We start from the raw sequence: 26051 nt of genomic DNA, 5'->3' as shown, positions 1-26051 counted from the left end.
CGAGGACGTGCCGCACACTGGCGACTGATTTCGCATCTCGCGCTCAACCACGTCTCGCTCGCTCAAAGCGGCGTCTCGGCGCTCAAGGAACTACTGCGGCTATACGATCTTCGGCGCACGGCGGTCTCGACGCGGCACATCGAAGGCATCACCGCCATCGAGCAGCGGCCGACCATCCAGTGGCTTCCTGGCAAGCCGTTCGCCACCTTTGTGCGCGGCATTGAAATACGCCTCACGCTCGACGAGCAGCATTTCGTCGGTACGAGCCTCGGTTCCTTCGTGCGTGTGATCGACACGTTCTTTGGGCTGTATGTGCACCTGAACAGCTTTGTGCAACTGGTCGTCGTCTCCAAGCGGACCGGCGAGGAGATCCTGCGATGCAAACCCCGCAGCGGCGAATCGATCCTGCTGTAGTCGAGCGTTTGCTCGACGAACCGTATCGCTTTGAATTTTTTCAGGCGGTGCGCCTGCTCGAAATAGCATTCGCGCGCGAAGCGGCCGATGGTGGGCGTCCTCGCGGCGATGTTATCGCGAGGCATGTCGCGTTTCGCAACAGCTTGTCGTTGTCGTTTCCTCCCAGCGAGATCCAGGCCGCGATATCGTTCGATCACGACAACACGGCGTTGAAGAGCAAGCCGTCCCGCACGCAAGCGTTGGCGAACGGGGGCTTGAGCCGGGTCGAAATCACGCCGGCCTTTTTTGGCCTGCTTGGAGTGCAGGGCGCGTTGCCGCTAGCTTATACGGAGCAGATTGCCGGTCGGGAGCAAGTCAATAAGGACTACGCGGCGCGCGAGTTTTTCGACATGTTCTCGAACCGCGCAACGGCGTTGTTTTATGCCGCATGGAAGAAGTACCGGCTGCCGCTTCACTACGAGATCGACCGGGACCAGCGCTACTTGCCACTGCTGCTTTCGCTCGCCGGCGTCTCGCACGCGGAGACGCGCGCCGAGTTGCAGGACGGGGCGGGGGCGCTCTTCGATGAAGCCATAGCGGGGTATGCGCTTGCGGCGCGGCATCGGCCGGCGTCGGCAGCTTACCTGCAACGCACCTTGTCGGACTATTTCAGCGTGCCTATTCGCGTGGAGCAATTCATCGGTCGCTGGTATGACGTGCCGCGTGAACAGTTGAGCGTGCTTGGCGGGGTCAATGCAACGCTCGGCGCAACGGCGCTGGCAGGCCAGCGTGTATGGCAGCGCGACATGCGTGCGCGGCTGGTTGTCGGGCCGCTATCGAAGAAGGACTATGAGGCGTTCTTGCCTGGGGCCGAAAATGCGCTCGCGCTGGAACGCATGTTGACGCTGCTGGCCGGCGTCACGCTCGAATACGAGGTGTCCCTCGTGCTGCGTCGCGAGGAGGTCGGGCCGAGTTATCTCACGAGTGATCTCAGCCTGGGCGCGCGACTGGGCTGGGATGCGTTTCTCTGTACGAAACAAGCGCCGCGAGATCGCGCAGACGCATGTTACGAACTTCACGTCATCTCCTGACGCATCAAGAACACTGCAACGACATTACTGGACGTCACTCATGAGCACGCCGCTAAAAACGCTGATTGCCAAGCTGAACCCGACCTGCCGTCAGGCAACCGAGCGCGCCGCGAGTGCCTGCCTTTCGCGCGGCCACTACGAAGTCGAGCTGGAACACTTGTTCCTCGCGTTGCTTGAAGAGCCGGCGAGCGACGTGCTGCTCGTCTTGCGTGCAAGCAACATCGATCAGGCGGCTGTCCGGCGCGACCTCGAGGGTGAACTGTCGCGGCTGCAAACCGGCAACACGCGCACGCCGGTTTTTTCCGTTCACCTGATCGCGCTCTTCGAACAGGCATGGCTGATTGCATCGCTTGACTCGCACATCGGACGGATCCGCTCGGGCCATTTGCTGCTTGCGCTGACTAATGCGCCCGAGCTTGCGCAGTTCGCGCAACGCATGTCGCCACTGTTCGCGTTGGTGCGGGTAGATCGGCTCAAACACGAATTCGATCAGGTAACCGAAGGATCGGTCGAGGCGCAAGCACCCACGCCTGCCGAAGACTCAGCGTCACTACCGCCAACGGGGCCTTCCAAAACACCCGCACTCGACACTTATACGAGCGACCTCACGGCACGCGCTCGCGAAGGCAGCATCGATCCGGTAATTGGACGCGAGGCGGAAATTCGCCAGGCGATCGATATCCTGATGCGCCGGCGCCAGAACAATCCCATCATGACGGGTGAGGCGGGCGTCGGCAAGACAGCGGTGGTCGAGGGACTCGCGTTACGCATTGCCGCCGGCGATGTGCCCACGCCGTTACGCGATGTCGCCCTGCATGTGCTCGACATGGGTCTGCTGCAAGCGGGCGCGAGCGTGAAAGGCGAGTTCGAGAATCGCCTGAAGCAGGTGATCGATGAGGTGAAGAAGAGCCCGCACCCGATCATCTTGTTTATCGATGAAGCGCATACGATCATTGGTGCCGGCGGCCAGGCCGGACAGAACGATGCGGCCAATCTGCTGAAACCCGCGCTAGCACGCGGAGAGCTGCGCACTATCGCCGCGACGACCTGGAGCGAATACAAGAAGTACTTTGAAAAGGATGCTGCGCTTGCGCGGCGGTTCCAGGTGGTGAAGGTGGAGGAGCCGAGCGAGCCGCTCGCCGCGGCCATGCTGCGCGGCATGAGCGCGCTGATGGAGAAGCACTTCAACGTGCGCATTCTCGACGACGCCATCACGGAAGCCGTGCGCTTGTCGCACCGTTACATCAGCGGCCGCCAGTTGCCCGACAAGGCTATTGGCGTACTCGATACGGCCTGCGCGAAAGTCGCGCTCGCACAGAGTTCCACACCGGCCGTGATCGACGATACGAAGAAGCGTATCGAGCGAACAGATGTCGAACTTGCCGCGCTTGAACGGGAAGCCGCAAGTGGCGCCGCTCATGGTGAGCGCATCGCGGGTCTGCGTGAAGCACGCGCACAGGACGTCGAGATGCTCGCTCGCGACGAAGCGCGGTTTCAGCAGGAGCGTTTGCTGGTCAACGAGATCGATGATTTGCGTCGTCAGATTGATGCCGCACGCGACGGCCATGCACAGGTCGACTTCCAGACAATTCGCGCGACGCTTGATGAACGGGTGAGCGAACTGCGCACGCTGCAGAGCGCGCAGCCGATTGTCCCGCTCCAGGTGGACGGTCATGTTGTAGCGGAGATTGTTGCGTCGTGGACCGGCATCCCACTCGGGCGCATGGTGAAAAACGAACTGCAAACCGTGCTGAATCTCAAGGCGCTCCTGACCACGCGGGTGATCGGTCAGGACCATGCGCTCGAGGCCATCGCCCAGCGCGTGCGTACCGCCAGCGCGAACCTCGAGGACCCGAACAAACCGCGGGGTGTGTTCATGTTCGTGGGGCCGTCGGGGGTCGGCAAGACGGAAACGGCGCTTGCCCTGGCGGATGTGCTCTACGGCGGCGAACGCAAGCTCGTCACCGTCAACATGAGCGAGTATCAGGAAGCGCACAGCGTGTCGGGGCTCAAAGGCTCGCCGCCCGGTTATGTCGGCTATGGCGAGGGTGGCGTGCTGACCGAAGCCGTGCGGCGCAATCCCTATTCGGTGGTGTTGCTGGATGAGGTCGAGAAGGCGCATCCCGATGTCCTCGAAATGTTCTTCCAGGTCTTCGACAAAGGCGCCATGGACGATGCGGAAGGCCGCGAAATCGACTTTCGCAACACACTGATCATCCTGACATCGAACGTTGGGTCCGCCGCGGTGATGACGGCTTGCCTCAATAAGCCCGACGACGAACTACCGAGTGCCGACGCGCTGGCCGAGATGTTGCGGCCCCAGCTATTCAAGGTGTTCAAGCCGGCCTTCCTCGGGCGTATGAAGGTTGTTCCGTACTATCCGGTCCCTGATGACGTGCTGGCCGAGATTATCGAACTGAAGCTTGGGCGCATTGCGCGGCGGGTCGAGGCCAATCACAAGGCAGCCTTCGAATGGGATGAAAGTCTCGTGGACGCAGTGCTTGCGCGGTGTACGGAAGTCGATTCGGGCGCGCGCAATGTCGATCACATCCTGAGCGGGACGCTGCTGCCGGAGATTGCCGGGCATGTGCTCGAACGCATGGCGAGCGGCACGACGATTACACGCATTATTGCGGGCGCCGATGAGGGTGGCGGGTTCAGCTACGTGATCGAGTGAGGGTTAGATAGCACCTTCGCGCGTAGTTCCGAAACAACCAGGATAGTTGCAGTACTAAACGTTTGAATTGAATCATGTCAACGACCTCCGCCTTACTCGATCCTGTTTCCGCGTCGTCGCCTTGCGGCGATGACTTGCTGTTTTCTTCGGACTTCGACGCCGTTCAGCAGGCGCGCCGCTTCGACGATCCTTCACTCGACCAGGGTGAGTGGGTCACCGAGATCAAGGAAGCCGACTGGCCCTTCGTGATCGAACGCAGCACGGCATTGCTGAAAACGCAGACAAAGGATTTGCGTCTCGCTGTGTGGCTGACCGAAGCCCTTGCCATGCGCAACGGCTTGCAGGGACTCACCGACGGTTTCACCTTGCTCAAGGGTTTATGCGAGCGCTTCTGGGATCACATTCATCCGTTGCCTGAGGGCGATGATGCCGAGTACCGCCTGGGCAACGTGGCGTGGCTTGTCGGCCGCAGTGCCGAGCTGTTGCGCGGAGCGGCGCTGACGGAAGCTGGTGGTCAGCGTTATAGCGCGCTGGACTGGGAGGTGGCCACGCATGCCGCGCAGGCAGCAAAACGCGACCCTGAACATGCTGACGACATCCTGCGCGGCAAGCCATCGGTCGAGGCTATCGAGGCATCGCGACGCTCCACGCCTACGGCCTTTTACGCAGCGCTGCTTGGGCAACTGGCGACCTTCGAAGTGGCGATGCTTGCGCTGGAAAAGGAGCTGGATCACCGCGCCGGGGAGGGTGCGCCGAGCTTCCGCCGTGCGAGGGATGCCTACGAGACGGTGTATCGCCTGGCCGAGCGTTTCGCTCGCGAGAGCGGTGTGAATGCCATTGTCGAAGCGCCCAAGCCTGTGGTTCTGGAAACGCCCCTGCGCGTTGAGCCGTCATTTGAGCAGCAAGCTGTTGCGCCCGTTCGTGAGGAGCCTGTGTTTATGTCAATGCCTATCACAGCAAGTGCGAGCGGCGCCCAGGCGCGAGCTCAAGCGGTGGCGCAATTACGCGAGGTTGCCGCGTTTTTCCGTCGTACCGAGCCTCATAGCCCCGTGGCGTATCTCGCCGAAAAAGCCGCTGAGTGGGCCGACATGCCATTGCACGAATGGCTGACCACCGTGGTCAAGGACGATGCATCGCTCGCTCATATCCGGGAGTTGCTGGGAGTGAAGGGGCAGTCGGAATAATCGTTTCGTTCGCGCCGGCAATCCCTCAAGGGTTCATCAGTTCGAATGAAAAGTAACTGCCTCCTTACTGTCCCGCTCGAAACTCAATCCGTCTATTGCGCGCCCGGCCGTCGTTCGTATCGTTCGATGCTATCGGCTGATCCGGTCCCACGCCCGTCGTATTCAGCGTCTGCGGACTGATTCCCTTCGCCACCAGATATCCCTTCACCGCGTCCGCACGCGCCTGGCTCAACGCAACGTTCGAACTCCGGTTGCCCGCATTGTCGGTATGCCCGATCACCTCGACCGTACGCGTTGTCATCTTCACAAGCACAGCCGCCATCTGATCGAGAATAGCGCGCCCTTGCGGTGTCAAAGTCGCACTGCCGGTTTCGAACTCGATCGTGCGATTAGCTAGAGTGCGGTCGAGTAAACCCTGTTCCGACGCCGTGACACGAAGGCCATTCTTGATCGTGTACGTAGGGTTCAATGAGTTGGCCATGTCGCTTGCAATCTGCTGGCGCTGCGCCTCATTGCGCACTTCGCCCTTCACATCGATTGCCGTGCCGTCAATTCTCAACTGCCCCTTGCTGATCTGCTTCAACTGCGGGTTGATCAGCTTCTGCACATTGGCGCCCCAGTTCGGCGGCGTCGCAACATCGCCGATCTCGATCTGGTCAACTACATTGCTTGCCCCATACGTATCGCGCAAACGGGCGAGCACTGCTGCTTTGGTCGCTTCGTCCGGCACGGTGCCACCGGCTACGACCTGACCCGGCACCGTGTTGGCCGTCGCAGGCGCCGACACAATCGCCCCCGTCGCATTGGGGTTCTGAAGCGTGGGCGAAACCGGTGCGGCGACCGCGGGCAACGCCGTGGTCTTTACCGGATCGCCCGCGACCGGATTGACGGTCTGCGCTTGAGCACCGACTGCACCAACCAGGAAGCACACGGCGACAATCGAACGCATGCGCTCAAGCTCCGATGAAAACCTCGCGGAACGTGTCGATAGCGACACGCAGCGAGAGTTGCGGTTGATCGAGATAACTGACGAGCTTGCTGATGCCATGATCATTCTGTGCATGTGCGTCGATCCACTCGGGATCGTCAATATCGATGTTATGGGCCGCATATACCTGTGGATCGACAATACTGTGCAGCGTTTTCGCCGAAGCGCCGTTGAAGCCGACGACCAGCCGTTCACGCGAAGCAATCGTGCCAATGAAAATGGCCAGTTCGAAGTCAGCCTGCGAGACGAAGGGCGCGATCAGTTCGAGCCAGAGCGCCGCCACCAGGCTCCGATAGAACGGATCATTCGGCAACGGCAGCGTCAGGCCGCGTTCGAGATGAGAAGAGCCGCTTGCCATCACCGGCTTGAGCAGCGACCCGAGCGCAAGCATCGCGCCGCGCAGACGTACCGGATGACCGTTCGCCAGCAGCATCTGCTCAAGACCCGCGAGCGTCTGGTGCTCGACAAAATCCGCGAAGGTGCCGTCGTGCGGATTGCGCTGTGAATCGATATCGACGGCAATCTGCGTTTCTGCGAGCGCCTGCAAGGCGCCGGGCGGTTCGACGTCGCCAAGCAGTGGCTGCATCTGCGCCGCAATACGCGACCACAGGCGCGCGAAGGCGAGGGGACTACGCGGCAGGAAGCTCAGCGGGCGGTCGACCTCGAGCGCGGCCGCCGCTAGGAACGGAAAGCGGCGCTGCGACTGGTCGTGGCTCGTCACCATATGGCCCGCTATGGCCAGCTTGCTCTGCGAGCCGAGAAACGCGAAGTGAACCGGCTTGGCTTCGTCATAGACGATCTTCCAGCGCGGATCTTCCGCGAGCAGTTCCATGCCTTGCGCCACGTACCGGTCGAGCGTGTTCAGCAATTGCGGATTGTTGGCGCTCTTCACGAAGTCGCCGCGCGATGGAATCTTGCCGAAGTACGCGACCTGCGCCTGTACAGTCTGCGTCATTGCGTGTCTCCTATAGCCGATGTCGCGGCAGCAGTTTGCCTGGATCCGGCCGGCGCCACAGGCACTGCCGTTCTGCCCGCCGCGGCTGCAACGTCGGCTACTGATGAAGGTAGTTGCAAACCGCGCAGGCTCTGACGCTGCGGCTGATCCCCGCTGCCGCTGTTTCCACCACTTCCGCTGCCACCGCCGCCAGCACCGGCCGACTGCGCCGAGCTGATGATCCGCATGCTCACCGAGATCGACACGCTGCCCTGAGTCCAGGTGAGATCGAAGGTGCCGTCAGGGCGGCGCTTGCGTTGTGCCGCGTTGATCAACTTCTCCAGGCCGTAGCGGCCCGGTTCGTTGACCAGTTCGACCGTGCGGCCGTCAAACGTGGTCGCGCTCAAATGCGCGCCGGGCGTTCCTTGCGGATTCGGCCATACGAAGTTGGTCCACTGCGGCGGGGTGTTGCGATAGCGCAGTTGCTGGCCATCGATCTCGAAGGTGAACTCGGTCGTGCCGGAACTCGGCTGGGGCAGGATCTGGAACACCGTTTGCGGTTCCGTGGGGCCCGCGCCACCGGCTGCGCCAGATGCACCGCCCGCAAGCGGTGCCACCCAGCTCGCAAACCCGTTCGTGAACTCAGGCGTCAGTGCGAGGCCCATGTCGCCCCAGGTCCGGGCGCTCAGCGCATCGCCGCGACGTACCGCGAGCGGTCCGAGGGTCGTCCCCACGAACTTCGCGATCGAGCCGTCAGGGCCGAACACTTGCGCGATTTCACCGGCGCCTGCCTCCACCTTGCCGTTCGCCGAGAACGGATATTTGCTCGCCAGCGACGACTGGAACGTCTGATAAACCTGCGCGTTCCACACCTTGTTCACCTCGACAGAAGCCGGCTGGATGATCACTGCATAGGCCTGCATCAGCGGGCGCACGAGCAGCGGACGCAGGCCTCTGCGCTGCGACTCGGTGAGACCGTTGAGCATTTGCTCATCCACCAGTTTCAGCGAGTCCGAGAGTTCCGAGCCGCTGCCATCGAGTGTCTGCTGCATCAACTGGCGGGCGCCCGGTCCCGGATCACCCTGGTTCTTGAGGACGTTAAAGCGCGTTCTAACCTTGGAGAGCGAGTCCATGTAGTTCTGCAGCATCGAGCCGCTGTCGTGCTTCACGACAATGCGTGCGAGCCCTGAAAACTCTTGCCCGACCGGACCCATCGGCAATTGCACGGGGCGGCCGTTGAGGTCGATGTTGGCGTTGATCGCACCGTTGGACGAGCGCGAGAACAGGTTCGAGATCCAGCTTTTCGCGCGTTCCATGGCCCCGGCTTTCACGGGGTCGACCTGGACGGAGGCAAGCGATGGGTTGTCCCACGAAGTCTGCTCGTACGCGGTTTCCAGTACCTTACGGATAGGCGAGTCCTGCGGATCACCGAGGCGGTTCATTGAGTCGACCGCTTGTCCGAAGCTGCCGAAACTTTGCACCACGACACCCTGCATGAAGCGGGTCCACTGCGCCGCGTACTCGGTCTTGTACATCGCGACGAGCGCCTTCTGGATCTGCTCCGGGCTGCCTTCGAGCGTCAGGTCGTCGTGCGCCGACACATTGAGCACCCAGTCCTTCGCCTGCAGCTCCTTGGTCGCGGCATCGCGGATCGCGGGCTGCACGTAATCGCTCCACGCTTCACGCGTGAAGGTGCCGGGAATGGCGTAGCTGCCTGCGACCAGGCCGTTGTTGTCTTCGCCCACGATGCGAGCAACGGTCATGGGCGCGAAGCGGGTGGAGGCGCGCGCCTTGATCTCTTCGTAGACACGTTCGCGAGCGGGCAAGCCGCGCACCACATGACGAAGGTTTTCGCGCGTCTGGTCGACGAGCGCCAGATTCGAATCGATCATCGGCCAGTCGTTGTCATTGACGCGCGACAGATAGAACGTGAGCATGCGCTCCGCGCTGCGGATCATCTCGTCGCGAGGCATGTTGCCGCGATTCTGCTCCAGCCAGCCACGCCAGAAACGGGCGACCTGATCCGTCAAATGAGCGGTCTCCGCGTGCCGCTTGTCGCTCAGCATCAGGTACGTCTTGAGCGCGTTATAGGCGTCTTCCACGTTGGACGGCGACGCGTCGTTATAGAGGCCGCCATTGTTGTTTGCCGCGGCCATTGCGTTGCGTGCATTCGCAGTGGACACCGCCATCGCACCGGATTCGGGCGGACGGGTCATGGGCGACAGTTGCTCCGGATGGGCGTTGACGTCCTTCATGAACGAAGCAAGGTTCGCCGATACCGGCGCGAGCAACAATTGCTTCACGCCAAAGTAATACTCGGTGAGCAGATGCTGTTCGAGACGATCGCCCTGGTACAGCCCGAGCGAAACCGAAAGCGGCCGTTCACGCCGGAACTGGTCGAGCTGTTCGATGCGGTCTTCAAGAATGTCCATGGCTTCGAGCCGCGACTGCAGGTCATTGCGGTTCTGCTGAAGCTTGACCACCTTGTCGAGATCGGCTGCGACATTCGACGCAAGCTGCTGGTTGCCGATCGTCGACCAGGTCCAGCCGCCGAGCAACAGCGCGAGGACGGCGACGAAACCGAAGAACGCGGTATAGCGCGTGCGGGTCTTGATCGGACTCGCAAACTGGCGCACGGTCTCGCGATCCGCAAAGATGACCTTGGAAAACAGGTCGCGAAGGAAAAAACCATTCTTCGAAAACGCGCTTTGAGCAGTGGGCAAACCCTCGCCTTCCAGCCCGAAGCGGTGCGCAATGCGTTGTGTCGCCGCGCTGTTGGTCACGCCTTCCTGCAGCGCGCTGGTGAAATAGAAGCCGCGGAAAATAGGCTTGTGCTGGAACGGATTGTTTTCGAACAGCGTCGCGAGGAAGGTGCGCAGGGTCGGCTTGATCGCCGAGAATTCAAGCGGGAAACTCAGTTGCCCCGGCAATAACTTCAAGCCGCGGTTCATTGATATCTGCGCGATGCTGATTTCTTTCAGGCCTTCATGCAGTTCATCGAAGCGGGTGTCGAAGAGGCCCACTACATCGCGCTTTTCGTCCGGCTCGTAGGGCAGGGTGGCGCCCCAGACACGGTCGTATTCCTGTTTCTCGTTGCCGCTGAAAAATTCGGTGAAACCGGTGATGAGATCGGCCTTGGTGAACATCACGTAGACCGGCGCGAATACTTCCAGCTTTTCGGTCAGTTCCTGCACGCGCTGGCGCAGGTTCTTGGCCAGGTTGATCGCGAACTCGGGACGGTTGTTGGTGAGTTCGGCAATGCTTGCCGTCACGATAATGCCGTTGATCGGCGCTTTCGGCCGATAGCGCTTGAGCAAGCCGAGAAAACCGAGCCATTCGCTGCGGTCTTCTTCGTGAATGGAGTAGCGCCCGGCGGTATCGAGCAGGATGCCTTCAGTCGTGAAAAACCAGTCGCAATTGCGCGTGCCGCCAATGCCGTGGACGACCGCATCGTTTTTATCCGCGAACGGGAATTGCAGGCCGGAGTTCAGCACGGCGCTGCTCTTGCCCGCAGCCGGGTTGCCGATCACGATGTACCACGGCAGCTCGTAAAGCGCGGCGCCGCCCGAGGCCTGGCCGATCTTTGACGTCTTGATGGTCTTGACCGCCGCCGACAAACGCGCGCGCAGCGTTTCCAGTTCGGCTTGCTTGGCCGGCTCCGCCGACGCATGCCCTCGGCCGGTTTCCGCTTGCTGCTCGAGCATGTCGCCCAGTTTCGCGTTGGCACGCCGGGTCTTGTGACGCTTCCAGGCCCATGAGAGCAACCATAGGAACACGGCTGCGCCGAAGATCGCGGCGGGCCAGATCCAGTCGATCTGGAACAGGTCGGCAACGACGAAGAGGAATGCGGCCAGCGTGATGGCGCCGACAACAGTCAACGTGCGCGATCGGGTCAACACGTTCAGGAAACGTCGCATAGTGCAGTCAGGTCTTTGAAGTTTTCATGGCAACCGCGCGAATGGCGGCGACGCAACGGCGAGCGCTGGAACAGGATGTCCAGTGAAGCGTTCAATGCGCCTGCCCGATCTTGAAGCCGGGCTTGTGGTATTCGACATGGCCGAGATCCATCATTTTCCAGCGGCCGCCCCAGGTAAGCCCGACCGATTCGGCAGTCTCGCCGTACAACTGATAACCCCGCATTGCCCAGGGATCCTTTTCGGAAATTACAATCTTCCCGTTTAGCAAGAAAGCGTTATCTGCGGCAAGGCCATATTGGTGATAGCTTTGAAAGGCTCCGGCATTCGTTATATTGCTCCCCATTTGCGCCAATCTATTCTGGCGCTCCGGGCTTCGATATCCTTCCAATAGCGCCATTTCGTATCCATGTTGTTCGCGCATGATTTTGTACACGAGCAACAAACGCGTCCGAAAATCGGCATCCAGCAAATTCCAGTCGCGGCTTGCGTCTTTCAAGGCTGGCCGAACCTGCTCGACTTCGCGTGTTGCAAACACATCGGGTGGTAAGGGTGGCGGCGGAACGAGTTGCTCGCCGTTAAGAAGCGCCGCGATTTTCTCGTCGGGAACGCGCAGGTCTTCGTCATACTGGAATAATTGCCGTTTGCGCATTACCAGTGCGACTAATGGCGGCGCGACAAGAATACCCGCGGTAGACAAAATCAGCAAGCGCTTGCCGACAACAATACGACGCGCATCGATAACCGATAAACGGGAAATTTTGACCGAATAAGCCAGTCGATCTTTCGCAAAGGCTCGCCGGGCGGACAACCTGGCGTACAACCTAATATGCAGGTTGTCAAACCATTGAAATAAAAGCGTGAATGCCGCCGATCGCAGTCCTGGTAAGAACAAGAGCGCGGCTATTGCGACAGCAATCAGGAAATACGCGAAAATTGCAACTGCGATCAAGATCTGCCCCGGGAATTTCTGGTCATTGTATTTTGTATTGCTTGCTTTTAGAATCAGGCGTCCATTGAACCACCGGAAGCTGCTTCCGGCGTATTATCCGGGCAAACTTAATCAAGTATCAACGAGACATTTTAATGAGTGTGCCGGACCCGTCGAATTCCAAAGCGCCCCCTAGCCTCCTTTCCGGCAAGGAGAAGGCCGAGCATGCAAATGGCTCGCGAATTCTTGCCAGTCTTGAAGGCCGGGTGGAAAGCGGGCCAGTACACCCGCGGCGCTCTAGATCGGCTTATGCACTGCTGGCTCTTTTGATAGCAGGCGCGGCGGCGTGGGGTGGCTGGCATTATCTCCCTTATAAGTGGACTGACTCTCCTGCCGTTTCCTCAACAAACGCCCGGGCCAATGCGAATACAAATAAAACAATTACCGCGGTAGATGCATCGGGCCAACCGGCGAGTGCGGTGGGTAATACCGCTGCCGCGATGAAGCCTGCGAGCGGCGCGGCTGCGCAGGTCGCCGGTGCGCAGGCGGCGGTGAATTCGCAGGCCGCCTCAATCGTCGCGGCCGACGATGACAACGCCGCGTCGAAGACAACAGGCCGGATTGCGAGCGCGCTCGAGAACGGTGCATCGGAGGAGGTCGCGGTGTCCGCTGCGGCATCGGCCAACAAGGTGGCGAACACGACGGACGCAGCCGGCAAGAAGGTCGCGAAATCCGACAAGACGACCGGCGCACGCGCGGACGCGGAGGCCGCCAGGAGATCGTTAAGGCAGGACGTGCGCGAAGCGCGCGACAGCAAGACGTCCAGGCATGAGACGCTCGCCGCGCAGGGCAAAAAGCGTCCGTCCGCGCAAAATGCGGACAAGCCGGATGATCAGGACGTGGACCTGCTTGCCGCGCTCGTCTCGCGCACCAAACCTTACACGCCGCCCGCTACGGGGAAGCAGGATGCAGAGGCGGCCCGGTCGTCCGTGAAGGCCGACGCGAAGCTGGCCGCCCGCTTGAAAGAATGCGGCAAGGACAACTTCTTCACAGACGAGATTTGTCGCTGGCGTGTCTGCGATGGACATTGGGGTAAGGACCTCGCTTGTCCAGCAGCGTCGGAGACGAGTAACAGCCGCAACTAGGGGAGGAGTGGGTTGGGGCGCTCCAACCGTTCGTTTCCAAGTCGAAAATTTACATCGTTATCCTATATATGACCGAGTGCAGAGAAGAATCGCTTTCCGGCGGCAGTCATCGGTTGCACGGTGTGCTGGTATTTCAGGTTTCAGCTCAGCCTGCGTGATATCGAAGGGCTGTTGTTCGAGTGCGGGGTTATCGCCAGCGACGAAACGGTCCGACGCTGGTGCGATAAGTTCGGTGCGTGCTTCGCACACCGTGTGAAAGCGTCGCGTCGCAAGCCCGGCACCACATGGCATCTTGAGGAAGTATTTCTGACGTTGCGCGGCGAGCCTCGCCCGTTGTGGCGCGCCGTCGATCAGTGCTGAGACACCGCGCAAGATTGTGACCGACCAACTGCGTAGCGATCCGGCGGCGAAGGCCGAGATGCCCGAATTGGCTCACGTCAAGCACGTCTTCGTCTAAGCCTGCGCGCAGGTCAATAACCGAGCCGAAAACAGTCATCAGCCCACGCGCGAACGCGAGCGACGCATGCGGTGGCGGCTACACGGTCGACTTCGCTCGACGATGGATCAACTTGAGTAGCGTGCAGTTGCGCCATCGCAATTTGCGCCTTGCCCTTCAAATCTAGCGCCGTCTCGTCCGCGACGATGCGCTGAACGTCCGGCTTTGATACTTCGCATCAGCTCAATTGAGGTTTGCTAAAAGACTGCATCGCAGATTCAGTTTGCCTGGGACGGTGTTCTGCCAGCCCAGCAGGCTTATTGATTCGAAAGAGCGAATGCAATTGCGAGGATTCGCCGATGTCCTTTCGCGATCTCTGGTATCTACGTGTCGATTTAGCTGCGACGCCCTCGTAACCCTGGTTCAAAGTCATGCACAAACGTAATGCCTTCTTCTAAAAAAGGCAATATTCATGATGTGTGCGCAATTGGATAATCATGCAACGGATAAAGCGCTCATTCGCTGAATCTTCGCTGGATTTTCAGGAGGCAATTGCATGACAGGCAGCACCCCGCAGCAGGCTACTTCAGGTCCCGATCAACCCGCGCGCATCACCGTCCGCGATGCCGTGATCGATTTCATGCGACGCGTGGGAATGACGTCGGTATTCGCGAATCCGGGGTCCACCGAGCTGCCGATGTTCCGCGATTTTCCCGCCGATTTCCGCTACATACTTGGGCTTCAGGAAGCCGTCGTGGTCGGAATGGCCGACGGTTTTGCGCAGGCAACGGGTAACGCCTCGCTGGTGAACCTGCATTCGGCTGCAGGTGTCGGCAACGCGATGGGCAACATCTTCACGGCATTTCGTAACCGGTCGCCGATTGTCGTGACCGCCGGTCAACAAGCCCGTTCAATCCTTCCATTCGACCCGTTCCTGGCGTCGACGCATGCAACCGAGTTACCCAAGCCTTACGTGAAATGGAGTATTGAACCGGCGCGCGCTGCCGACGTGCCGCTGGCAATCGCGCGTGCTTATCACATAGCGATGCAGGAGCCGCGCGGGCCCGTGTTCGTCTCCATTCCCGCTGACGACTGGGACCAGCCTGCGGACTATGTGCCGGTGAGCGACGTCAGCACGGTGACGCGGCCCGATCCGGTCATGCTGGCACGCATGGGTGACGCGCTTGATCAATGTGCACGCCCCGCGTTTGTTGTGGGTGGCGGCGTGGACCGAGCGGGCGCGGTGGATGAAGTGGTGGGCCTCGCTGAACGTCATCAGGCACGCGTTTTCGTGGCGCCCATGTCGGGACGCTGCAGTTTTCCTGAGGATCATCGGTTGTTCGCCGGTTTCCTTCCCGCCATGCGCGAGAAGATTGTCGAGATGCTGGATGGCCATGATCTGATCTGCGTGCTCGGTGCTCCCGCGTTCACTTACCACGTGGAGGGCAGCGGCCCGCACGTTCCCCCGGGCGCGCAACTATTTCAGCTTGTCGATGACCCCGGCGTGGCGGCCTGGACGCCAACCGGTACGGCGGCGGTAGGGAACATCCGCCTCGGCGTCACGGACTTGCTCGCGCGGCCCGCGCCCCGGCCCCGTCCGCTGCCGGCGGGTCGCCGTGCGCCTCCGCGCGCTGAGGCTTCGCCGCTGATGTCAGTTGCATTCGTGCTGCAAACGCTCGCCGAAATACGCAATCCGGCCGACGTCGTGGTCGAAGAAGCGCCGAGTGCACGGCCTGTCATGCAGGAATATCTGCCGTTCACCCGCAGCGGCACGTTCCTGACCATGGAAAGCGGCGGCCTTGGATACGGTATGCCCGCAGCAGTGGGTGTCGCGCTCGCCAAGCCGGGTACCCGGGTAATCGCGCTGATTGGCGATGGTTCCAGCATGTACTCGATTCAGGCTATATGGAGCGCAGTTCAACTCAACCTGCCTATTACATTCGTCATCCTTAACAATTCCCGATATGCGGCGTTGCAGGATTTTGCGCCGGTGTTTGGTTTCGCACCAACCGATCCAGTACAGGGAACCGACCTTCCGGGTCTGGATTTCGTGACGCTTGCGGCTGGCATGGGATGTCGCGGCGTGGCGGTCAGGGAGGCGTCCCTCTTGAAGGACGTCTTGAACGAAGCCTTGCACACTGCCGGGCCGATGCTGGTAGAAACCGTCGTCGCCTAGCGCACGTGGCGCATTGACCCCAGCAAACATAAAAATCATCAGGAGACAGACGATGAAAACCATTGCCATGTTGATCAACGGCGAGGCTGTACAAGCAGCTAACGGCGCGACCTTCGAGCGCAGGAATCCACTGGATGGCGAGGTTGCTACGCGTGCACCGGCCGCATCGGTGGCTGATGCGCTCGCCGCGGTCGATGCCGCCGCCAGCGCGTTCCCGGCGTGGTCTGCTACAGGCCCGGGCGAGCGACGCGCACTGTTGATGCGTGCCGCACAAGTCCTCGAAGAAAAGCATGCCGCCTTCGTATCCACCATGGCGGCGGAAACGGGCGCGTCGGCTATCTGGGCTGGGTTCAACGTGCATCTGGCTGCTTCCGGACTCATGGAGGCCGCGGCGCTCACCACGCAAATCGCCGGCGAAGTCATTCCATCCGATGTACCCGGCAGCCTGGCAATGGGAATGCGGCAAGCGGCGGGTGTCGTGCTCGGGATCGCGCCGTGGAACGCACCGGTGATCCTCGCCGTTCGCGCTATTGCGTTGCCGCTCGCATGCGGCAACACGGTCGTCCTCAAAGGGTCCGAGATATGTCCGGCGACGCACGGCCTGATCATCGATGCATTGCAGGAGGCAGGATTGCCCGCCGGCGTAGTGAACTTCGTGACGAATGCACCGGCGGACGCCGGCCCGATCGTTGAAGCAATGATTGCTCATCCCAAGGTGCGGCGCGTCAACTTCACCGGTTCGACCCGGGTCGGCAAGGTCATTGCTGCAAGCTGCGCGAAGTACCTCAAGCCAGCGGTCCTGGAGCTTGGCGGCAAGGCGCCGCTGCTCGTACTGGACGATGCCGATCTCGACGCCGCAGTCAATGCGGCAGTGTTCGGTGCGTTCTCCAACTCGGGGCAAATTTGCATGTCGACGGAGCGCATCGTGGTGGATCGCAAGGTGGCCGACGCGTTCGTCGCACGGTTCGCCGCCCGCGCGGTCGAACTGCCGCTGGGTGATCCGCGCAATGGACCGGTTGTGCTCGGCTCGGTTGTCGACATGAGTACCGTCGCGCGATGCAATGCGTTGATCGACGATGCACTCGCGAAAGGCGCAACGCTCGCTTGCGGCGGCAAAGCCGACAGCACGCTGATGCCGGCCACGCTGTTGGACCACGTCAACGCCGACATGCGGATCTACCACGACGAATCGTTTGGACCGGTTAAAGCAATCGTGCGAGTGGATGGCGACGAAGAGGCCATTGCCTGCGCCAACGATAACGAATTCGGTTTGTCTTCAGCGGTGTTCAGCCGCGACATCGCGCGTGCGATGAATGTCGCCAGCCGCATTGAATCGGGCATCTGCCACATCAATGGCCCGACGGTGCACGACGAGGCGCAAATGCCTTTTGGCGGTGTCAAGGGCAGCGGATTCGGTCACTTTGGGGGCAAAGCGGGCATCGCGGAATTCACGGATTTACGCTGGATCACCGTGCAGACCACGCCGCGTCACTATCCATTCTGATGGGGAGACATGCAGCGCGAGCAGATACGCTGGCTCAAGTGGTAACCGAGTACTAAGCGTTCCTAAAAAGTGCTAGCGCGGCAAACGATAACGGACACCATGCAAGTAGCAGGTCCGGAAGGTCATGCAGGAAGGTCATGACTTTTACGCTAATTGGCAATATCAAAAGAACGCACCTCGCTCGCATAATTCGCTCAAGAAAATAAAGATGTGCGGGGAGAACTCGCGCAAAACAGGAGACAGTCATATGCCCAGCTACGTACCTCCCGCTGTGTTCACGGGGTCCGCGCAGTCGGAACATGATCAGAATATGAAACTGCAGGACACGAGCAAGACCGTGGACATTGGGAGCGTGCTCGACGACGGTCCATTCACCACGTTCCAGAAGCTTATTGTCCTGCTGGCGGCACTGTCGATCATCGTCGATGGTTTCGACAGCCAGTTGATCGGCTTTGCCATCCCCGTGCTGATCAAGGAGTGGGGTATCGCTCGCAACGCGTTTGCCCCGGTGGTTGCGGCGGGACTGGTAGGCATGGGAATAGGCAGCGCCTGCGCCGGTTTGTTTGCGGACCGGTTCGGCCGGCGCTGGGCGGTGATCGGGAGTGTGCTGGTGTTTGGCTTCGCGACCTGCGCGATCAGCCTTGCCCCGAACCTTGCGGTGATTGCCGCACTGCGGTTCATTGCCGGGCTGGGAATAGGCGGTGCGTTGCCGACCTCCACCACCTTGACGGCGGAATATACGCCCGCGCGCGTGCGCACCATAGCGGTCACGGTCACGATCCTTTGTGTGCCTCTGGGCGGCATGGTGGCGGGATTGTTCGCGAGTGTGATCTTGCCGGCCTATGGGTGGCGCGCGTTGTTTGTGACGGGCGGCGTGCTGCCGCTGGTGCTCGCGGTGCTGCTGCTGTTCGCGCTGCCTGAGTCTCCACGCTTCCTGTCGCGTCGCCCGCACCGCTGGGCTGAGTTGGTGACGCTGCTGGGGCGCATGTCGCGTCCTGTCGCGAAAGATGCCCGCTTCATTGATATCCGCGAGCGCGATTCAGAGAAGCACGTAGGTTTCACCGCGCTCTTCAAGGACGGCCGTGCATTGGACACCGTGGCGATCTGGTGCGCGTTCTTCATGTGCTTGCTGGCTGTCTACGCTGCGTTTAGCTGGTTGCCGACCATGCTCGCCAACGAAGGTTTGTCGATGCAGTTTGCCGGCTACGGGCTCACGGCCTACAACCTGGGCGGTGCAATCGGGGCGTTGGCGTGTGCAGTCACCATCGCACGATTCGGTTCACGCTGGCCACTGATCATTTGTTGTTCAGGCGCCGCTGCCAGCGCGTGGCTGCTGCTGACAGTGGATGTGTCCCGGCATGTGAGCGTGCTGATGTTCGGACTTTTCACACATGGCCTGTTTGTCAATGCGGTGCAGTCCACCATGTATGCGCTCTGCGCCTACGTCTACCCGACAGGAGTGCGCGCGACCGGAACGGCCTCGGCGCTGGCATTCGGGCGGATAGGCGCCATTGTCAGCGCATTCGCCGGCGCCGCGGTCATTACTGCGGGAGGCGCGTCGTCGTACCTGTTGATGCTGGGAGCGGCGATGACCATTGTGATGATCGCGCTTGCGCTCGTGCGCCGACATATACCGAGTGCGATCCGATAGAACGCTGGACGTACTCGCATTGAACGTTCCAATGCGGGGTCGAGCGATCCTCACCCCGCACGCTGCTGACTTAACCAGATCACCCAGTGGGATTCGAGTTTCTGAAAAACTCAATAAATTAGCATACCTATTAAATTAGAAATATGAGGTTAAAAAAAAGTCTGACTAGGTCAGGAGGGTCGAGTGCGCAACACGCTTGACTGTCATCGGAACAAGAAATTTTCAACCTGCATTCCAAAGCGCAGGTCAGGGGACTCGGAGACCATGAAATACAAAACCGCATTATTGAGCGCATTTTTCGCGATCAACGCGGCGCCGTCGTTTGCGCAAAGCAATGTGACGCTTTACGGAATTATCGACACGGGCGTCGAGTATGTAACGCATGCCGATGCATCGGGCAACAGCGTGGTACGGATGCCAGGCATCACGGGTGAACTGCCATCGCGATGGGGCATACGCGGCAATGAAGATCTCGGCGGCGGCTGGTCAGCCGTCTTCACGTTGGAAAGCGGTTTCAATACCAAAGCCGGGACGTTGAACCAGGGTGGTCGCCTGTTCGGTCGGCAAGCGTTTGTCGGGTTGAAGGGACCTTATGGCACCCTGACGTTCGGGCGCCAGTACACCATGACTTACTGGGCCATCCTCGACTCTGATCTGCTCGGTCCGGACATCTATGGCGGCACGGGTTCCTTCGACCAGTATCTGCCCAGCGCGCGCAGCGACAACACGGTTGCGTACAAGGGAACCTTTGGCGGCCTCACCGCGGGTGCAACTTATTCCTTCGGCCGTGATTCGGCCGGCACGGGGAATTCACCGGGGCAGGGCACGTGTGTCGGCTCGGTCCCGGGCAGCCCTCAAACCTGCCGCGAGTGGTCGGCCATGCTGCGTTATGACTGGAGCGGCTTCGGCGCTGCCGCGGCCTATGACGAACAACGCGGTGGCCCGGGCGCCTCGGCGAACATGTTTGACGGCACGTCTACATTCGCGTTGACCCACCCAGGTGACAAAGATATCCGCATGCAGTTGAACGGCTACGGAGTGATCGGAAAACTGAAGATCGGGGGCGGCTGGCTGGGGCGGAGGGTGGAGACCGTGTCGGCCGCTACGCCCGACGTGAGGTCGGATCAGTTCTATCTGACGGCTGCGTATCCGGTTACGCCTGCGTTCCTGGTGGATGGCGGTATCTACCGGATCGTCAACCGGCAGGACGACACTCGCGGCACGATCGAGGTGCTGCGCACGACCTATTTCTTGTCGAAGAGTACGGCTGTGTATTTGCAGGGAGCGTATCTGGCGAACAGCGCGAAAGCCGCCTATACGGTGAGTCAGGGGGGCGGCGGCACGACGCCTGCAGCGGGCGCTGGGCAGCTCGGTGTCATGGCTGGATTGCGGCACAGTTTCTAGTTGCCCGAGAGCTTGCTAGCTACCCGGTCGGCGTCCGATCGGGTAAGCATGTTTGATGGCAAAGACACCGCTCTGATCACTGACCCTTTTTACATGAGCACCAATCCCGGTGCTCCGACACCACACGCTATACATGAGAGCGTTTTATTTTCCGGAAAATCCGCCATTCCGCATTAATTTTCCAATTTTTTAACGTGCACCATAAGGCCGCCAGGCGCGCTGGGGCACGCGGCGAACCCAATGAACGATGACAACAGTTGCAAGAAGGCCAGTTATTCCCGCGTTAACCGGCGTTCGCTTCCTGGCAGCGTTGAGCGTTGCGCTGTATCACCTTTCGCCTGATGTTGCCGCGTCGTTAGGGGTCTCGCCATTTTATTTCTATGAGAATTCGGGCGACCCCGTCGAATTGTTCTTCATTCTTTCCGGATTTATCCTCACCTACACGCATCCGGAAATGGGCGGGGCAGAGGCGCCCGCCGTACGGCAGTTCTATTTTTCCCGGTTCGCAAAAATCTACCCAATCTATTTATTGGGCTGGATCGTATTCGCGCCGCTGGTCTATTCGAACCTTGCGGCCCTGCACGGACACTCGGCCGGGTTATATGCGCGGCTCGCGTTTTACGGCGTGATTTCCCTCGCGCTGTTGCAAGCCTGGACGCCCGCCACCGCGAACGCCTGGAATACTCCCGGATGGTCGCTCTCAGCGGAAGCGGTCTTCTACGCGTCGTTCCCCTTCCTGTTTGCTTTCCTGAAAAATCGCAGCGTTGGCGTGCTGTTTAGCTTGATCGGGGCGTGCTGGTTATTTTCCGTTATCCCGACGTTGACGCTTTCGTTCCTGCCCTCGTCATTGGGGCAAGCGTATTGGCTGCGAGAGCTCGTCAACTTCATGCCGGTGCTTCGGATAGGCGAGTTTATCGCCGGGATATGCATGGCGCGGCTTTATCTTGGCCAGGGCATGACTAAGGCAGGGGTCTTCGATGTGGCCGCTTTTGCAGCTTTGGCTGCAGCAGTTGCGGTCATCGTGCTTGCCAGTCACGTGCTGGCCAAAGCGTTGCTATTCCCCGCCTTTGTCCTGCTTCTCTACTGTCTCGCGCGCGCGAAAGGGTTGCTTAGCGGCTGGCTTGGGAGCAAGCCGATGGTCCTGCTTGGGGAGGCGAGTTTCGCGTTCTACATCCTGCACGTGCCGCTGTTCAGGTATGCAAGGATGCTGTTCCCGAGCGTCGCCACGGCCCCCGCGCCGTTCCTGGGATTTTTGCTCGTGCTAACGGCCGTGTCGATCGCAAGCTTCCTGTTTATCGAAAAGCCCCTGTGCGCGTACCTTCGCAAAGCCTATAAGAGCTCGCGCTCACCGCGTCCGATTCGGCAACCTGAGCATGCGCACTAGGTGTCAGATTGCCGTTGTCTTGGCCCGTGCACTAACGCTGCACGCGGCTTAGGGTGGGTTTAAGGCAGGGTTACCGGAACCGGCCGCGTCAACAAATCGATATACAGGCTGAAGAACCGGTTGTTATCGAACTGAGTGACGTAAGCGATTTTCTGCGGTGAAGCACCGGCGGCCGGTTGATCCGGATAGACCATCACGTGACCCTGATCTTCGCCGCTGGTTGTGTCGATATCCAGGTACGCGCTCTTCGTTTGCGTCGCGTAGGTCGGATCGAGAAAATAAGCGATAGTCAGTGTGTCGTAGATGTCTGTGTTAGTGCTAAATGCGTTCGCGTTGGTCGTCGCATAAATCTTGGTGACGGCGGTCTGCTTGCCCGGATTGTTGGATATCTGGTCGTAGACGCTCTGAGTCAACGGTACGGTATTCGTCACATCCAACGGAATCACGACTTGAGGAATCGTCGTTTGCAGCACCGTGCGCACGGCAAGCGGATCAAACCACCAGTTCAGTTCGCCCACGGCATTTGCATTGCCCGGTACGGCCATCGCACCGCCCATATAGACAATCTGCTTGATAAGCGGTGCAATTTCCGGCGCTTTTTTCAGTGCCAGCGCAAGATTGGTTGGCGGCCCGACTTCCAGAATAGTGACTTGATTCGGATAACGCTTGATCGTATCGATCATGAAATCGGACGCGTTTTCCGTCTGCAGTTTCGTGCTCGTGGCAAAGCCGTCCGGCGGGGCGATGAGTTGCGAAGCCTGCGTGGGTTCAGGGCGGCTCCATGCGCCGAAATAACCGTTGGGGTTGGCGGCTTGCTGGGCGCGGATACTCGCGACATCGTATTGCAATGGATAATCCGCACCGGCGTAGACGCCCACGGTGTTCTGTACGCCCATCCGCTCCACGGCTTTCAGCGCGTCTGATTGTTCCTGCAATAGCCAGTCATTGCCGGTTACTACAGTCAAGCCGAGCAAATTGACTTTCCCTTGCGCCATTAATTGCGTGGTCATTGCAAAAAGCTGGCCGTCATCGCCCATCGTATTGAAGTCCGAATCCATGATGACCTTTGGCGCATTTGCCAAGGGCCCGGAGTTCGAATTTCCGCTTCCACCGCAAGCCGTCAAAAACACGGAAGCCACCAGGACAAACGCGGGTTTTGAGTTCATTGCTTTTCCCATTTGAGGTTAGTTGGATGACGAAAAAACAACTGCCACGGGGAGCCATGCAGCAGCTTGACGATGGCGTGACCGGCCCCTGCAACGGGGCAGCACGGTTTCGACACTTCAAACTAAATTGCGCAACTGGATCGAGTGAATAGATCGGAGATCTAAATCGACTAACCGGGACACTTGAGGTGTCCCGGAACAGACAGGGTCAAGGCGCGCTGTCGACTTCCTGGCGAGTCGGAATGGAGGGTTGTGCGCCGGCGCGTGTAACGGAAATGGCGGCCGCTCGCTGGGCGAGGCTGATCGCAGCTTCTATGGGTTGGCGTGCGGCCAACTGTGCGGCGAAGACGCCGATGAAGGTATCGCCGGCAGCAGTGGTGTCCACCGCGTTCACCTTGGGCGCGGGGTAGTGCGTGCCTTCGCCTGCTTCAGGCAACAAATACGCGCCTTGCGACCCCAGCGTCACGATGACGTTACGCGCTCCCGCTCGCTGAAGTTCTTTTGCCGCACGGCGCGCACCGCTTTGCGATTCGACCGGCAATCCGGCGAGGATCGCGGCCTCGACTTCGTTCGGAACCAGGTAGTCGACCAACGGCAGCCACTCGGGCGGCAGCGGACCGGTAGCCGGTGCCGGATTTAATACGGTTAGCTTACCAAATCTCCGGGCGGTGACAAGCGTGGCATAGACTGAATCCCATGGGGTCTCGAGCTGACATACCACCACGTCGGCAGCCTTGATCACCGCCTCATGGCGCTTGACCATCTCGGGGGTAACCTGGCCGTTGCTGCCGGGCACCACCACGATCGTGTTCTGCCCGTCGTCCGCCACGGTGACGATCGCTACGCCACTCGGCACTGACGGGTCGGTTTCGACCGCGCTGCAATCAATCCCTTCCGCTTCGAGATCTGCCAGTCGTAATGCGCCGTTGGCGTCGCCGCCCACGCATCCGGCCATCGCCACGCGGCCGCCGATACGTGCAGCCGCCACCGCCTGGTTGGCGCCCTTGCCGCCGGAGATCTGCGAGAACTCATGGCCGCTGATCGTTTCGCCAGGACGTGGCAGGTGTGGCGAGCGCACGACCAGATCGGTATTGATACTTCCCATGATGAGGACGGAACCTTGCTTGGTTTCTTTGGACATTTCAATTTCTCCTGCTGGCGAACCGGCCCGTCACCGCGCTTGGGCGTTTGCTTGCGCGTCTGTTCAGGACGCGCAATAAGCACACCAGGCTCAAGCCGGGGCGCGACCGACATCGCGGATAATAGGGACGCATTTTCGTCAGCCATCTGTACTGTGGGTGTGAAGCGCGAATCAACGATCCAAAGCGCGGCTGCACGAGCGCTTTGGACCGGGCGCTGCGCACGCTTACATGATGCGCCGTTTGCTGCGGTACGTATCCAGGACGACCGCCACGACAATCACCGCACCGGTGATGATCCGCTTGGTCGGCTCGTTCGCGCCGATCTGCGCGAGACCTGCTGCAAGTACCGAAATGATCAGGACGCCGAAGAACGTACTGATAACAGAGCCGCGTCCACCCATCAGGCTTGTGCCACCGATCACGACCGCGGCAATCACCTGCAGTTCGATTCCCGAACCGGCGTTGGGGTCGGCCGCCTCAAGCCGGGAAATCTGGAACAGGGCGGCAAGACCCGAGAGCAAGCCCATCAACGCAAACACAATGACCTTGTACGGCCGTGGGTTGACGCCGGCTAGCCGCACGGCTTCCTCGTTGGTGCCAATTCCGACCAGGTAGCGGCCAAAAACCGTTCGGGTGAGCACGAGCTGCGCCACGACCATCACGGCGATAGCAATCAGGAATGAAGGAGAGATGCCGAACGCGATGGGGTTCGAGAGAAAGTCGAAGGCGTCGCCGATGTACGCCGTGCGCGAGTTCGTCATCTGGTAGGCAAGACCGCGTGCCGCTTCCAGCACACCCAGCGAGACGATAAACGAAGGGATGCGCCAACCCACCGTCACAGCCCCGGTCACGCAGCCGGTGAGCGCCGCACCGGCCATGCCGAGCAACGCAGACGGCAGCGCTCCCCAGTGCCATTGCAAGGCGGCGACGCTGGTCACTGCCGCACCCAATGCCAGGACCGATCCCACCGACAGATCGATACCCGCAATAATCAGCACGAACGTCATGCCGACCGACATCACCACCAGATCGGGAATCTGGTTCGCGATGGTGCTGAAGGTGTCGTAGCTCAGGAAGTGCGAGCTCAGCACGGAGAACAACGCGATCATCGCGATCAACGCACCCATCAGGCCCAGGTAGTTCGAGAAACCCAGGCGCGTGCCGATCGGCTTCGCGCTCTTGGGCGGCTCCGTTTGCAATTTCGGCGCCGTTGTTTGTGCAGTCATGACTGGTGCTCCGTGATAGGGGTATCCGGCGTCTCGGCGCGCGGCGTTTCGACGCCCGGCGTTTCGACGCCCGGTTCAATTGATTCGCTGAGGATTTTATCGCGGGCTGCATAACCTGCGAACGCTGCGGCCAGCAACGCGTCCTGCGACCAGTTATCGCGTTCGAAAACGCCGGTCATACGTCCCGCCGACATCACGCCGATCCGGTCGCAGATCCGCATCAACTCGCGCAGGTCGCTGGAGACCACCACCAGCGCGCGGCCTTCGCGAGCCTGGGCGCCCATCAGCGCATAAATGTCGAACTTGGCGCCGACGTCGATGCCGCGCGTGGGTTCATCGAAGAGCAGGACGGTGCAGTCGCGGGCGAGCCAGCGGCCGATCACGACCTTCTGCTGATTGCCGCCCGAGAGTTCGGACACCGGTTGTGCGGCGCTCGACGTGCGGATTCGCATGGCGTCGATCTGCTTCTGCGCGAGTGCGGTCTCGCGGCGGGCATCGATAAAACCGTGCTTCGATACCGCGCCAATATTGCCAAGTGAAATGTTCGCGGCAATTGGCTGGGGCAGCAACAGACCTTCGCCCTTGCGGTCTTCGGTGATGAGCGCAATACCTTGGCTCACTGCATCCGAGGGCGACTTGATGCTGACGGTCTTGAGCGCCGCACCGCGATGCGCAATCGAGATGCTGCCGCTATCCGCCCGGTCC

Annotated in this window: 17 protein-coding genes and 2 pseudogenes; 11 read left to right on the top strand and 8 right to left on the bottom strand. The window is 60.4% G+C overall.

Features of this window, described 5'->3' with window-relative positions; translation table 11 throughout:
• From JWR14_RS01915 to tssA, 4 genes are all read left to right on the top strand, one after another.
• The coding region (locus JWR14_RS01915) for a type VI secretion system baseplate subunit TssF (protein ID WP_299700385.1) at positions 1-414 on the top strand (414 nt) is incomplete at its 5' end.
• Positions 378-1484 carry a type VI secretion system baseplate subunit TssG gene (tssG, locus tag JWR14_RS01910; protein WP_299700382.1) on the top strand — a complete coding sequence of 369 codons (1107 nt, stop codon included), beginning with the start codon at positions 378-380 and terminating at the stop codon, positions 1482-1484. The genes JWR14_RS01915 and tssG, both read left to right, overlap by 37 nt.
• A gap of 40 nt (positions 1485-1524) precedes the next feature.
• Complete coding sequence (gene tssH / locus JWR14_RS01905; RefSeq protein WP_299700379.1) at positions 1525-4161, top strand: type VI secretion system ATPase TssH; 2637 nt, start codon at positions 1525-1527, stop codon at positions 4159-4161.
• Positions 4162-4235: 74 nt separating this feature from the next.
• Positions 4236-5345: a type VI secretion system protein TssA gene (tssA, locus tag JWR14_RS01900; protein WP_299700376.1), complete on the top strand. Its 1110-nt coding sequence runs from the start codon at positions 4236-4238 to the stop codon at positions 5343-5345.
• A 64-nt stretch (positions 5346-5409) separates the two neighbouring features.
• On the opposite strand, the pseudogene JWR14_RS01895 reads toward tssA, so the two are convergent.
• From JWR14_RS01895 to JWR14_RS01880, 4 genes and pseudogenes are all read right to left on the bottom strand, one after another.
• Positions 5410-6237 (bottom strand): annotated as a pseudogene (locus JWR14_RS01895) (OmpA family protein); the annotation flags it as partial.
• 61 nt (positions 6238-6298) lie between these two features.
• On the bottom strand, positions 6299-7288 hold the full coding sequence (tagF, locus tag JWR14_RS01890) for a type VI secretion system-associated protein TagF (RefSeq protein WP_299700370.1): 990 nt from the start codon (positions 7286-7288) through the stop codon (positions 6299-6301).
• Positions 7285-11184 (bottom strand): type VI secretion system membrane subunit TssM, encoded by a 3900-nt coding sequence (tssM, locus tag JWR14_RS01885; RefSeq protein ID WP_299700367.1) that lies wholly within the window; start codon positions 11182-11184, stop codon positions 7285-7287. Before tssM ends, tagF begins: the two co-directional genes overlap by 4 nt.
• A 91-nt stretch (positions 11185-11275) precedes the next feature.
• Positions 11276-12133, bottom strand: a complete 858-nt coding sequence (locus JWR14_RS01880; RefSeq protein WP_299700364.1) for a M15 family metallopeptidase — start codon at positions 12131-12133, stop codon at positions 11276-11278.
• A 458-nt stretch (positions 12134-12591) separates the two neighbouring features.
• Here JWR14_RS01880 and JWR14_RS01875 point away from each other — a divergent pair, with 458 nt between their 5' ends.
• From JWR14_RS01875 to JWR14_RS01845, 7 genes and pseudogenes are all read left to right on the top strand, one after another.
• Positions 12592-13257, top strand: coding sequence for a hypothetical protein (locus JWR14_RS01875; RefSeq protein ID WP_299700361.1), 666 nt, complete (start codon positions 12592-12594; stop codon positions 13255-13257).
• Between the two features lie 108 nt (positions 13258-13365).
• A pseudogene (locus tag JWR14_RS01870) lies at positions 13366-13786 on the top strand (IS6 family transposase); the annotation flags it as partial.
• Between the two features lie 463 nt (positions 13787-14249).
• Positions 14250-15869 (top strand): benzoylformate decarboxylase, encoded by a 1620-nt coding sequence (mdlC, locus tag JWR14_RS01865; RefSeq protein WP_299700358.1) that lies wholly within the window; start codon positions 14250-14252, stop codon positions 15867-15869.
• Positions 15870-15921: 52 nt separating this feature from the next.
• The gene (locus JWR14_RS01860; protein ID WP_299700355.1) at positions 15922-17373 is read left to right on the top strand and encodes an aldehyde dehydrogenase; all 1452 of its coding nucleotides are present in this window, start codon (positions 15922-15924) and stop codon (positions 17371-17373) included.
• A 310-nt stretch (positions 17374-17683) separates the two neighbouring features.
• Positions 17684-19024 carry an MFS transporter gene (locus JWR14_RS01855; RefSeq protein ID WP_299700388.1) on the top strand — a complete coding sequence of 447 codons (1341 nt, stop codon included), beginning with the start codon at positions 17684-17686 and terminating at the stop codon, positions 19022-19024.
• Between the two features lie 264 nt (positions 19025-19288).
• The gene (locus tag JWR14_RS01850) at positions 19289-20428 is read left to right on the top strand and encodes a porin (RefSeq protein ID WP_299700353.1); all 1140 of its coding nucleotides are present in this window, start codon (positions 19289-19291) and stop codon (positions 20426-20428) included.
• A gap of 247 nt (positions 20429-20675) precedes the next feature.
• Entirely contained in the window at positions 20676-21812 is a 1137-nt protein-coding gene (locus tag JWR14_RS01845; protein ID WP_299700351.1) for an acyltransferase, read from the top strand.
• Positions 21813-21871: 59 nt separating this feature from the next.
• Here JWR14_RS01845 and JWR14_RS01840 read toward each other — a convergent pair whose 3' ends face one another.
• The 4 genes from JWR14_RS01840 to JWR14_RS01825 form a co-directional block, all read right to left on the bottom strand.
• Positions 21872-22978 (bottom strand): nucleoside hydrolase, encoded by a 1107-nt coding sequence (locus JWR14_RS01840; protein ID WP_299700349.1) that lies wholly within the window; start codon positions 22976-22978, stop codon positions 21872-21874.
• A 208-nt stretch (positions 22979-23186) separates the two neighbouring features.
• Positions 23187-24119, bottom strand: a complete 933-nt coding sequence (gene rbsK, locus JWR14_RS01835; RefSeq protein ID WP_299700347.1) for a ribokinase — start codon at positions 24117-24119, stop codon at positions 23187-23189.
• Between the two features lie 225 nt (positions 24120-24344).
• Positions 24345-25346: an ABC transporter permease gene (locus tag JWR14_RS01830; protein WP_299700345.1), complete on the bottom strand. Its 1002-nt coding sequence runs from the start codon at positions 25344-25346 to the stop codon at positions 24345-24347.
• On the bottom strand, positions 25343-26051 hold a 709-nt coding region (locus JWR14_RS01825; RefSeq protein ID WP_299700343.1), incomplete at its 5' end, for an ATP-binding cassette domain-containing protein. The genes JWR14_RS01825 and JWR14_RS01830, both read right to left, overlap by 4 nt.

The sequence above is a fragment of the Caballeronia sp. genome (assembly GCF_028292365.1).
Classification (GTDB): domain Bacteria; phylum Pseudomonadota; class Gammaproteobacteria; order Burkholderiales; family Burkholderiaceae; genus Caballeronia.
The sequence above is the reverse complement of the archived record's forward strand: the minus strand, read 5'-3'. Positions and strand labels throughout refer to the sequence as shown.